This window comes from Arcicella aquatica, assembly GCF_034928825.1.
Lineage (GTDB): Bacteria > Bacteroidota > Bacteroidia > Cytophagales > Spirosomataceae > Arcicella > Arcicella aquatica.
Genome location: NZ_JAYFUL010000079.1, coordinates 1 through 12,355, shown reverse-complemented (window position 1 = coordinate 12,355; position 12,355 = coordinate 1). Strand labels below are relative to the sequence as shown.

The following is a 12,355-nucleotide window of genomic DNA, read 5'->3' as shown; positions in this document are numbered from 1 at the left end:
AAATAAAGAAGCAAATGTTCAAATTCAGACAAATGAAGGCTTGTTAGTGATAAAAAAAGTTTGTCATTGTGGGATAACTCTAAATAATTCATCACGCAAGCTACAAACTCTCGCACAGAATATAAACATTTTTAACTAATTCTGTTTATTGTAGAAATTGTGGAAATGAAGTTCACGAAAAAGCCGTGGCTTGTCCAAAATGTGGGGTAAATCCACGTTCTGAAAAAAAGTTTTGTTATTCATGCGGAACTGAAACTAACTCTAATCAAATTATTTGTACTCAATGCGGTGTATCGCTAGCAAATCAGGGATTCTCATTTGACACTACGATTGTATTTTGTCGCAAACCCATCAATGCCAGAATTGCCTCAATCCGATAATAACGAACTCAATGGCATGATGAACGGAATAACATCTTCGGTTGAAAAATTGGCAAAAGATGCCATTTCAATTGGTTGGGGTTATTACGTATCGTTGCTTGGAATTCTTGCAAGCTTTTTCTTTAATAAAGGCAAATAATAACCCCTAGAGTGTTACTAAAAGCTTAACTAAATATCAAACTCATCTAAATAGTTCTACCAATTTTCATAAAACCCCGCAAAAGTGGGTTTTATGAAAATTTTATAATGGCAATATTTGATTAGTAGATAATGCCTTAAAAGCTATTTGATTCATGCTTATGTTTTTGTCTAGTAATTGAATAGTATTTCTCCTAATTTTTAAATATCAAACCTATGAAACTAATATTTACATTAGCTAGTAAATCACGTTTTTTTGCTTTAATTATCTTGTGTTTTTCAAGCCTTCTCCATTTTAAAAGTAAAGCACAAGATTCGCCAAAGGATTATAAAAATAGACGTGTAGCTGCTGCGTATTCAAATGAGCCTCAAGCTACTGATGAATTATTTGTAGAAGGAACAGGTTATAACTACGACCAATACTTATTTAGAAAGGATTTACCAAATGGACGAATGAAGCTTGGTGTTAATATTACTCGCTTTTACACCAATGCCATGCAATTTGATAGTCAAGGTTTTTTGACAAATGCCCCCGAATTGATAAAAAAGGGACTTATCCCTGCAGAAGCCTTTTTGGCTATAAATATATTTGATGTAGATGATAAATCTCAATATGATGGAAATGGGGATGGCATAGCTGACCCTGAAGTTGATCATGTTTATGTAAATGGTAATTTGATAAAAGTAAATGGTAAAGCAAAAGAACTTAGTTCAGGAGACCAAACTTGGAGTACTTTTTCTTGTTATATTCCGATTGAGTACCTGAAATTTCCAACTCGTATGGGAGATAAAAATACTTCTCCTAAAGCAGAAAATATAGTTGAAATAGATGTTGATGTACCCAATACAACCTATTGGGCTGTTCAATGTGACTGGGTTAGTATTAAAATTAAAAATACAATTAGACCAATTGTGTTTGTGAGGGGGTGGAGTGCTAATAGTTCTGCTACTGCTTTGAAAACTTGGAAGCCGTTTATGGGTTTTGCAGATAGAGATGGCATTCCATATCATCTAGCGACTACTATTGAGCCTAGCGGAGGAATAGGGTCAAATAGTTTGTTAATAAAAAAAGAGATTATTCTTGCAAAAAAAAAATTGGGTGTGCAAAAAGTTAATATTGTGGCACATAGCAAAGGTGGGTTAGATTCTCGTTTATATTTAAGGTCAAATTATGATGTAGAAAATCTTGTTCAAATAGGGACTCCCAATCATGGTAGTGAATTTGCAGCAATACTGAATAATGAATATAGTAGTGAAGCTTTTAAAAACTTGGATCCAGATTGGCTTGCAAATCACTTCAATTATCTTGAAGAAAAACAAGAGAAAGCTCTGTATTTGAAAGAACTAAATAAAGAGACGAAAATTTATCAAATTGTAGGCAATTATCGTGGGATTCTTACTCGTTTTGATGGAGATGGTGTTGTATCTTTTGAAAGAGCAACACTTCCATGGTTGGCTTATTATAAAAATTATCCTTTTGACTTTGGGAATCTTTTTGGCTTTGGGAAGTTAGATTTAACTAAACCAATCAATATTATTAATGATGGAAGTTTTGCTTTAGGTCATAACGATTTAGTTGAAAGCAATGAAGTTTACCAACGTGCAATATTTTTAATTAATTCCAAAATAGTCACACAAACTATAAAAGGGGGACGTTTACAAAGTACAGAGAGTTTACAAACACCAACGGTAAATACTGATACACTGGCTATAGTATTCTTACAAGCTGGAAAAGTTAAAGCCTTAGGTACTTCAACTTATAAAGCTTATTTGCCTATTACTGGTGTTGCCTCTTTTCAAGGGGTGTTAACAAATATAAATGCTTCTTTTTCACTAAAAAGCCCTACAGGGAAAATTTATAATAGCTCCAGTACTGAATATTCCTTTATCGAGGATTTTGCTCTGCATAATTTTGCAATAACAAAAGCTGAAAGTGGAGAGTGGGAAATTACCGTAAAAGGAGGTGATGCTGACACTCCTTTTACGATAAAAACGATTGCTCAAAGTACAAGAAAAATCGTAGTTTCTACAGAAAAATATAATTATTTACCAGATGAAGCTATCACCATAAAAGTGAATGGTTTGGAGAATAATTTACCTTTTACAGGTGGTAATGGCATGGTTTACTTATTTAAAGGAACAACTAAAGATTCTGTACAAGTATTTGATGATGGCTTGCATAATGATGAAAAAGCGAACGATGGAATCTATGCCAATAAACACGCTGGTTTTCGTGAAACGGGCTTTGTATCACTAGTTGTTAAACTACAAAAGGGATTAGAAAGTACTTTTGATGAAGCATCTGTCTATATCAAGGCTCTTTCTGGTACATTTACAGACAAATACAGTGAACAAGTATTTGATGAAAATTATGATAATCTTTATGACTCTTTACAAATAAAAGTAGGAATAAATGTAAAAATTGCTGGAAGCTACATGGTAATGGGTAGCCTAAAGGATTCAAAAGGTAATTTATTAGCCACTGCTTCTTGGAATACCAATGCCAGTCCTTTAGCTGTTGGTAATCATGATGCAATTTTAAACTTTAATGGTGAAGCAATAGGCAGAGGTATAGTAGATGGTCCATACATTCTTGATGATTTGGTAATGATTGATAATTCAAATTCGAATATTGTCGATTCTCGGGATTCTGCTTATATCACTGAACCATACAAAAGACTTGACTTTACTCGTCCTCCTATTCAATTGACAGGAAAAAATACAGAAACGCCAATCGACATTGATAATGACGGCGATTATGACTATTTGGATATTAAGATACAAGTAGATGTAACTCAAAGTGGCTACTATTCTGTTAATGCGGAATTATTAGATTCTCTTCAAAACTCCCTCAACTGGGCTGTTAATGAAACCTACTTTTATGCTGGTTTAAATGAGATTACATTACGTTTTTCAGGAGAAGAAATCAATGAAAAGTTAGCAAATGGGCCATATTTACTTACTAATTTATATTTTGATAGTTATTATGCCGCTAAAACATTTTTTGATGTCTATAAAACGTCAAAATATCTTTTCTCCAATTTTACAGGGAATATTATAACAGGAAAGGTCAAAGATAGTTACACAGGGCTTGGAGTAGAAGATGCAACCGTTATTCTAAAAGGGACTAAACTGGCAACAGTAAAGACTGATAAGAATGGTGCTTATGCACTCGCTGGGCTTCCGAATGGTTATTATACATTAGAGGTACAAAAAGATAATTATTGTCCTTCAAAAATTACAAAGATTAATTATCTCCAAGCCAACATAGATACAAGCTTGATGGTTACAAGTCAGAAAATAGCACTTCATACTTCTAAAGAAATACAAATTTGCCAAGGAGATAGTATAAAATTCGCTTTACCAACAGGATTAACCAATTACAAATGGTCAACAGGGAGTACAAATGCTGGTATAACGGTAAAAAATGCTGGAACTTTTTATGCAACTGCTTTAAAAGAAGAATGTCAAATTAAGTCCGATACTGTTAGAATTACTTTAGCCGTTGTTCCTAAACCTACCATTACAACCGATGGTATGATTACCTTGACTTCAAGTTTAGCAGATTCATATCAATGGTTTAATAACAATGTTATCATTACTGGTGCAACTAATCGTACTTATGTAGTCAATAACTCAGGTAAATATTCAGTGAAAATTTCAAAAAATGGTTGTTCTAACATTTCTGATTATTTCAACTTTATTATCACAGCAGAAGAACCTAAGTTAAATATTATACCCGTAAAAATGTATCCTAATCCTAATAATGGTTCATTTTGGATTGAAGTACCAGAAACTTTAAAAACTTGGCAGATTAATGTTACAGATGTAAAAGGTAGTGTTGTTTTCACCAATAAATATACGGACAACAGCAAAGTATATGTAGATACTGCTTTACCAACTGGTATATACCTCATAAGTATCACGAGTGAACGAAAGCACCAAGTAATCAAATTTGTAGTTAAATAAAGCGAACCCGTCCTAGATTTCTATGACAAAATCAAGGGCGAAAAGCGACTGGACGACGAAAGGGACGAATGCGATTCGTCCCTACTAAATTACTACTTTGAATTGAAAATATTAATTTAGTACAATTACCTCATAAATACTACAATACTGCTTTCACAAACTATTTAAGACTACACATACATTTGCTTTTGTTACCTCACTCCTATCTTCATTGTTCGAACGCTCACTGCTTTGGATGATATAAAGAATGCTTTGTAAAGTGTCCGAGAAACGATTTTATCAATTTGACTTATTTTAAGCAATGAGTAATCTTTCGTGATTTGTATTTTTTTTAAAAATAAGTCGACTAGATAAATATTTAGCATTCCATAATAGCTATTAACACTTAATACACTGAAAATCAATCAATATTATATACAAAAAACTTTATATCACTATTTTAATATTTTATAGAATAGCCCTTTCAACAATTGTACTATTTCAATAAATATAATTTTTTTAATAGGAACTTTCTTGAAAAAGTGAAAATAATTGTCATTGTATGATTGAGTTATCAAATTCCTTTTATAAGTTTACATCGTCAAACAAATGACACGAATAAAGTTCTAAGAATTGAGTTGAAATTAAATTAAGTATCTTTTATTGAGTGACGTCCAGATAGAAAATACTTTTGAATATTGAAAACAAAATCTTAGAAAAACACAAATTATCCTTTTAATAAATTTATCGTTAATAACAATAAAATATAAAGTCATGAACAAGAACACAATCAAAGCATTTATCGTAGCAGTTACTATGGTTTGCTTATCAAACGTAAATACATTCGCTTCAAATCTTGATGAATCTGCTAGCCTAGTAAAAAGCAAAATCGCTCAAGTAAATAACTCTTTAAACTTCAATGTTTGGGTTGATAACGTAGCAAGCAAAAAAGTAGTAATCGTAGTTACTGATGCTGACAAAAACGAAATTCACCGTGAATATGTTGATACTAAAGGTGGTAAATTCGCAAAAACTTTTGATTTCTCTAGCTTAGCTGATGGAAAATATACTATAGAAGTAATTAGCCAAAATGTTAACGTGATTGAATCAAAAACATTTGAGATCAAAACAAACCTTATCACAAACCGTGACGTAGTTGTAGCTACTCGTTAATCTTAAAACATTAACAACTATGGTAATACAACTAAACCTCTGTACAATGAATTTAGGGAAGTATGTCTAGCGATATCTTCCCTATTTTTATGCCTATTCTGCACACAGTAAATTAATTTACAAAGCCACTTTCACCTGTGTGATACGCCTTGCCTTTTTTATCCATTACACATGGACTGCTTTGTATTTCATAGCTGGTTTCAACACTCCAAATTATCTTCCCTGTTTTACTATCTACAGCATACAATTTACCATCTTGACCTCCTACATATACAACACCATTAGCAACACATGGACTAGAAGATATATAATCTCCCGTTTGTAATTCCCACGCAATTTTACCATCTGTTGCAGAGAATGCATAGAGATTTCTATCAGAAGCACCTACATAAATCAGCCCATCGTAAATCATTGGACTAGAGGTTGATGAGTAGCTAATAGAGAATTTTGTATTATTGTATTTGAATTTTAAAGAACAATCATTGGTATTAAGCACATAATATTCTTGACCCGAAAAATAGAGTCCATTATTCAATACAGTAGGGCTAGCAATAGCAGTATATTTATTTTGTTCCCATATTGATACACCTGTGTTTACATTGATGGCATATATATAACTAGTAGCAATTAGGCTACGTCCACACACATAAACTATTCCATTTACTACGCATGGATTGTTTGTTACGGGTGTTTTCACATCAAACATCCATTTTTTTGCTCCTGTAATAGCATCTAAAGCATATAGGCTTCCTGTATGTAAACCTGAACCCGAGAAAGGAAAAGAAGAAGTACCCACAAGCAATGTACCATTTTCTATACAAGGGCTGGCATCTATATAATAGTCTGTAGCAAACTCCCATTTCTTCTTGCCTGTCAAAACATCCAAGGCTACCATTTTGGTAGCCACCCCAACATATATTAATCCATTAGCGATAAGAGGCGTACTTCCTATACTATTTATATCGTCTTTAAATTGCCATTTCTGTTTGCCCGTTTCTGCATCTAACGCATAAAGAACATATCTATCAGAAAAATATACCACGCCATTATCAAGAATCGGGCTATTGCTTGTGCCTGAGCCTATGCTGACTTTCCATTTTAGTTCACCCGTCTCTGCATTAATAGCATAAGCATCTCCGTTGATGTTTGAGATAAAGACTGTCTTGTTATCTTTTATGGTGGTAACTATTTGTTGCTGAATATTTGCCGTATAAACCTGCGTAGTGCCATCTTCAGCAGTAACGGTAAAACTAACGGGCTTAGAAAAATCTAAGATTGTCCCAGAGGCAGGAACAATGCTGGCTCGTTCTGAAAAGGTAGTGGTGACTTTTAGTTTTGATAAGTCTGCCGTGGCTGGAACGGTTGCAGTGATTGTTTTGGTAACAGGGTCTATGGTAGCGGTTACTACTGGTGACAAATCATTAAATGAAAAACTCAGGATGTCTTTCCCTGTTAATTTTGTGCGATTTATCAGTACTTTGTAAGTAGTCGTCGAACCGTCTTCAGCAGTAACGGTGTAAGCTACTTCCTTAGAAAAGTCTTGAGCTTTCCCTGAACTTGGGGTCACCCTCGCTCCTTCGGATACGATAATTGTAGGAGTCAATTGAGTAATGTCTGCTGTAGCAGGAACAACAGCCGTTATTTTTTTATTGGCTTCATCAATCGTGGCATTCACAGCAGGCGTTAAGCCCGAAAAGCTAAATTTTGTAATGATTTTGTTCGCACTTAATGACACTATAAGTTCTTCTTTACAAGCGATTAGCAGTATCAAAACAGGCAGGTATAAAAATATAATTTTGGTAAAAGCAGATTTCATGATTGTGTAAAGTTATTCTTGTTTTAATAGAGATAAGTAACACCATGTTTGGCGTGGAATAATACGATAAAACATTGTTGGATTTTGACGAGTTGGAAACTCGTCCTACTTATAGCCGATGAGCCTGATTGTGGATTCATTATAGAGGGTGTATTAAGGTGTAACTGTGGTTCTAAATTACACATTTTTTAGCTATTATGAAAGTTTTTGGGTAAGTCTTTTTGAGAATTATGATTAAAAGTATCTCTCAATTCAATAACGTATAATATAATCGTTAGACACTTTAACGATATTTTATAGGTAGTAATTTTAGTGTTTTTTTATTAATAAAAAGCTCAGATTGGAGAACTATTTTGTTGGATAAATTTGTTTATATTTCATCTTTTGAGGTTACGGAAATGTTGTTCAAAAGGTACTTTATTTACTCAATTTGCCCTGCCCGTGCTTTGGTAAATTTTACCAAAGCAATACCAAAGCGCTTACTAAAGCAGTGCCAAAGCAATGCTAGTATAATAAAACAATAGAAAACTATTAAAACAGTAAAAACAATAACAACAACAATAAAAAAAGTTATTGCTGTTAAAAATATTTTACTTAGATAATTTTTTAAAAAATATATCCTGAAATAAACGCTAAGACCTGGCCCAAAAATTTGGTGGTAATATTTTGTTTTTCAAAAAAAAATCGCTATTTTTATGAAAGTTTTACGCACCTAGTGCCTCTCTTGTTTTTTGTAAAAATCAACATCAAAAAAATCTGGACAGTTAAATAAATCCATCTACACACCTTCAAACAATGAAAAATCATATCGCTACTATCTTTTTCCTGTTTTCATCCTTGCTCACTTTATCTGGTGTTGCTTTTGCTAAAAAATATACTGATATGGCAGAGGCTAATCCTGCCATGTTAGCATTTACAGCATCGCATATTGGGGAAATAGAAGCCTTTAAAAACGACCCACAAAAACTAGCACATATTATTCGGGACATGAAAATATAATTTTCCTCCTCGATTACTCCATATCTAAGAAACTGGGGTTTTGATTCCAATGATTTAGATTAGGTCTATAAGTTTAAGATTAGTCAACTCCCAACAAAACAAAGTAGGGACGAATTGCATTCGTTCACTATTCTTTACAAAACAAAACTGTCTCCTCATTTTATCAAACAAAGAGACAGTTGTATGGGGTTTAGATTAATTACTTAATCTCAGTAACAAAAGCGTCTTTCGGCGTTCTTACTTTTTTCATATTTACCAACCAGTCGTTCGCTTCGTCGCGATACCCTAATGGTAAAATCACAGTACTTTTAAGGCCTAGTGCTTCTAATCCTAATAATTTATCAAGCTCGGTAGGGATAAAACCTTCCATCGGTGTAGCATCTACTTGCTGTTCTGCGGCTGCCGCAATCGCCAAGCCAAAGGCAATATAAGCCTGTTTTGCTGCGTGTGTAGCGTGCCATTCTTGACCTAGTGGCTCATACATACCCCACAACCTTTTTTTGTAATCATCCATTTGCGTAGCAGGTAAACCTCTTTCGGCAATGGTTCTGTCAAACACTTTATCGATTTTCTCTAATGAATAACCGTCCCAAGCAGCAAAAACCAATACGTGCGAAGCATCTGTTATCTGGCTTTGGTTGAAACCTATTTGTTTTATTTTCTCTAAAAGCTCTTTGTTCGAAATTACGAATACCTGATAAGGCTGTAGTCCTGAGGACGAAGGAGCCAATCTTGCAGCTTCAAGGATATAATCTATTTTCTCTTGAGGAACGACATTGCCGTTCATTTTCTTAGTTGCATAACGCCACTCTAAAGCTTTTAATAATTCCATTTGTTGTATTTTTAAAAATTCAATGTTGTAACACTTAATTGTAACACAAACAATAGTAACTTTGTTACCAAAAGTAACAGTGACAAAAAAGTAACTAACTGACAAATGATGGAAATAGCAGAGAGACCCACCATCAAAGACTGTACTAAAACTATCATGGCGATTCATGATGTAATGGATATTCTGAGTGGCAAATGGAAAGTCTCAATTATAGCATGCCTTTGCTTTGAAAAGAAGCGATATACGGATTTACTAAAGGAAATAAACGGCATTTCAGGTAAGATGCTTAGCCGTGAGCTAAAGGAACTAGAAGTAAATCAATTAATTACGCGCACAGTGATAGATTCCCAGCCTATCAGTGTAGTCTATGAAATCACTGAATATGGTGCTACTTTAAAACAGGTAACTAGCGTTATTGCTAATTGGGGACTTGAACACAGAAAGAGGATTATTGGTAATTAATTCCTACTATTATATTCGGAAATAGCCCTATTTATTATCCAAACGATTCAACCCATGAAACAAAAACATTTTAAGTATATCAATACTCTTTTTGTAGTAATTCCTATGACGTTGATTATGGCATTTGTCGGATTGATGCGTAACTATGGCTTTGGTGAAGACTGGTTTATGAAGTTTTTGAAGGCATGGAGCGTCATGCTTCCTGTGGCTTATGTTGCAGCCTTTATTATTATTCCTAATGCCCGTAAATTGGCTGAAAAAGTAGCTTCAAAACCATAGATTGGGTATAAACCCCGTGACACCCAGTAGGGACGTATTGCATACGTCCGCTCCCGACAAAAGAGGACGTATGCAATACGTCCCTACTGGATAAACAAATATTATTTTCTCTTATCAATACTTCCAACTTGTCAAATCTGCCCCTTTGGGTGCTGACTGTTCGATACGCTTTAAGATTTTGGGAATATACATGGTATTATACCGTAACCTTGAAATATAGTTGGGCTGATTAGGGTCACCATTCCAGCAATGTTCGGCACGGTCGCCATAGGTTACCTCACCGTCATAGGTAGGATTTTTTACTCCTTTCAGATAGTCTTCCATCAGATAGACGGCATTGTTTAAGTAATAGTTATCCATATCGCCACAGTAAATATGGATTTTGCCTTGTAGTTTAGGGCCAAGTGTTGCCCAATCTCTTTTTAAGATATGGAGTAAATCGAAATGCTCTTTCCAGTATTCCGCTACCTTTTTATCGATGACTCCAGTCGTCTTATCAAAAATCCTTTGAGGATAGCCATCACTCCCCACAGGCGAATAAACAGCCTCCCAAATATCCCATTGCCCACCCGAACGCGTTTTATCGCCAATAGCTAATTCATGGTAATTCATATCCTCTACTGTACATTTCACTTTCCCTAAATAATCTCGTTTTCCCGGAATAGCGGTTCTTTTCCAAGGGCTTTCATAATAATAAGCATTAGGGTATTTATACAAATCTATCGAAGAGTATGCTTCAAATGAGATTGGGTCGGGACAAGCCGCAAAACATCCGTTGTATTCGTCAGGATAAAATATTTGTGCTGCCAAGGCTTCCCAACCACCCGTAGAGCCTCCATACATAAACCTAGCCCAACCTTGCCCAATCCCTCGAAACTGCTTTTCAATATAAGGTATCAACTCATACGTAATGGCATCACCATAAGGCCCAATGTTGGCAGAATTTACGGCATAAGAATCATCATAGAATTGATTAGCATGCTGAATCTCAATGATTAACATTCTTGGGAAATCCTTGCTTGTCCATTGCTTATAAAAATTATAGGCCTCCTCTTTTACAATTTTGTTATATCCATAAATATTAAATCGGGCTGAATAATCATCCGTTTTCATATCGGCGGGTGGAGGTGTTTCGCTAAAACCAGAGAAATCAGCAGGGAAATGTCCATGAAAAATGGCTAAAGGATAATGTGCTTGTGGATGGGTATCAAAGCCATCAGGTATTAAAATGTTAGCTCCTAGATAAATATCTCTTCCCCAGAATTTACTGAGTAATTCACTTTTCATTTTAATATGCTTGATATACTTGGTGTCCTGTGGAGCAGGAATTGGCGGAATCTCTTTCTCTATCTTTAGTTTTATGACCTGATTAAGAGCTTTTTTAAAGGTAATCTTTACAGGGATGCTATAAATATTCCCTGGGGCTTCATTAAACTGCTGCCCTTCTCCCCTTTCCATGGGTAGCTTTACAGTATGACCGTCGGCTCTGTGAAAAGTTTCATATTTGTGTAGCAACACCTGTGCATAATATACACCATCAGGAATTTGCTTGATGCTTCTGATAGGGTAACCAAAGGCTTTGCTATCTATCATTTGCGGTTGGTTGGGTTTCCAGTTATCTACATTTATCCCAAACATTAATTGACTGTCGGCATCATCGCTAATTTGTTTGCGAGGTTCTTTTTTATCATTATCAGCAAGAAACAGCATGAGCCTGCCATCTAAGGGAGTCTTACTGAGACTTTCGCCATAGGTAACCGAAAACTGTTGGGCTTGGCTGATAAAAGAACAGATTAATAAGAAGAGTAAAAAGGGTTTGTTCATAGCAAAATTGTTGAAGATGAAAGGATTATAAGATAATTACCTAAATATATCAAATCCTTTTGAGCTAGCCAAACACCTAATCGTTTATCCATATCGAAGAATGGAAAGTAGGAATAACATCGTTGGGACGTATGGAAAACGTCCGCTCCTGATGGTGATTTGTGGCATACTGCACACAAATGTTGGGTAAATAAATAACTCTATCAATATCATTTCCTACTAGATGGTGGCTTAAGGATTATTGACTACCTACATCTTTTACAAAGTTGAAACGAAGATGCGATTATTGATAAAATTGGTTGAAATGGGCTTAAATAGCCTTTCAAACCGAGCTTTGGTCGTCTAATGTCACAGCCTGACTACGTAAATCTCTTATACCTATCCCTAGCGAGGGACTTAAGTCCTACTGATTACCCATAAGTTTATAAATTATTAATAATCAGATTCTTATCTCTAGCGAGGGAGTTAAGTCCCTCGCTAGAGATAAGGGCTTCAACGCTTGGT

The 12,355-nt window shown here is 34.8% G+C and carries 9 protein-coding genes and 1 pseudogene; 7 read left to right on the top strand and 3 right to left on the bottom strand.

From position 1 onward, the window contains the following. Nucleotides 1-161: 161 nt before the first annotated feature. From VB264_RS25160 to VB264_RS24455, 4 genes and pseudogenes are all read left to right on the top strand, one after another. Nucleotides 162-380, top strand: a pseudogene (locus tag VB264_RS25160) (double zinc ribbon domain-containing protein); the annotation flags it as partial. After that, nucleotides 355-519 (top strand): hypothetical protein, encoded by a 165-nt coding sequence (locus VB264_RS24465; RefSeq protein WP_323253966.1) that lies wholly within the window; start codon nucleotides 355-357, stop codon nucleotides 517-519. The pseudogene VB264_RS25160 and the gene VB264_RS24465, both read left to right, overlap by 26 nt. Before the next feature lie 215 nt (nucleotides 520-734). Then, nucleotides 735-4,487 (top strand): carboxypeptidase regulatory-like domain-containing protein, encoded by a 3,753-nt coding sequence (locus VB264_RS24460; RefSeq protein WP_323253964.1) that lies wholly within the window; start codon nucleotides 735-737, stop codon nucleotides 4,485-4,487. Between the two features lie 753 nt (nucleotides 4,488-5,240). Next, entirely contained in the window at nucleotides 5,241-5,639 is a 399-nt protein-coding gene (locus VB264_RS24455) for a hypothetical protein (RefSeq protein ID WP_309922665.1), read from the top strand. Nucleotides 5,640-5,751: 112 nt separating this feature from the next. On the opposite strand, the gene VB264_RS24450 is transcribed toward VB264_RS24455, so the two are convergent. Continuing rightward, nucleotides 5,752-7,455, bottom strand: a complete 1,704-nt coding sequence (locus tag VB264_RS24450) for an outer membrane protein assembly factor BamB family protein (RefSeq protein WP_323253962.1) — start codon at nucleotides 7,453-7,455, stop codon at nucleotides 5,752-5,754. Nucleotides 7,456-8,250: 795 nt separating this feature from the next. On the opposite strand from VB264_RS24450, the gene VB264_RS24445 reads away from it, so the two are divergent. Further along, on the top strand, nucleotides 8,251-8,454 hold the full coding sequence (locus tag VB264_RS24445; protein ID WP_323253960.1) for a hypothetical protein: 204 nt from the start codon (nucleotides 8,251-8,253) through the stop codon (nucleotides 8,452-8,454). Between the two features lie 199 nt (nucleotides 8,455-8,653). On the opposite strand, the gene VB264_RS24440 is transcribed toward VB264_RS24445, so the two are convergent. Continuing rightward, nucleotides 8,654-9,286 carry a nitroreductase family protein gene (locus VB264_RS24440; RefSeq protein ID WP_323253958.1) on the bottom strand — a complete coding sequence of 211 codons (633 nt, stop codon included), beginning with the start codon at nucleotides 9,284-9,286 and terminating at the stop codon, nucleotides 8,654-8,656. 105 nt (nucleotides 9,287-9,391) lie between these two features. Between VB264_RS24440 and VB264_RS24435 the strand changes: the two genes are divergently transcribed. Both VB264_RS24435 and VB264_RS24430 read left to right on the top strand, forming a co-directional pair. Continuing rightward, the gene (locus VB264_RS24435; protein ID WP_309922679.1) at nucleotides 9,392-9,748 is read left to right on the top strand and encodes a winged helix-turn-helix transcriptional regulator; all 357 of its coding nucleotides are present in this window, start codon (nucleotides 9,392-9,394) and stop codon (nucleotides 9,746-9,748) included. A gap of 54 nt (nucleotides 9,749-9,802) precedes the next feature. Beyond that, nucleotides 9,803-10,027 carry a DUF2798 domain-containing protein gene (locus VB264_RS24430; protein WP_323253955.1) on the top strand — a complete coding sequence of 75 codons (225 nt, stop codon included), beginning with the start codon at nucleotides 9,803-9,805 and terminating at the stop codon, nucleotides 10,025-10,027. A 114-nt stretch (nucleotides 10,028-10,141) separates the two neighbouring features. Here the strand turns inward: VB264_RS24430 and VB264_RS24425 are convergent, their stop codons facing one another. Then, nucleotides 10,142-11,851: an alpha/beta hydrolase-fold protein gene (locus VB264_RS24425; protein WP_323253953.1), complete on the bottom strand. Its 1,710-nt coding sequence runs from the start codon at nucleotides 11,849-11,851 to the stop codon at nucleotides 10,142-10,144. Nucleotides 11,852-12,355 lie beyond the last annotated feature (504 nt).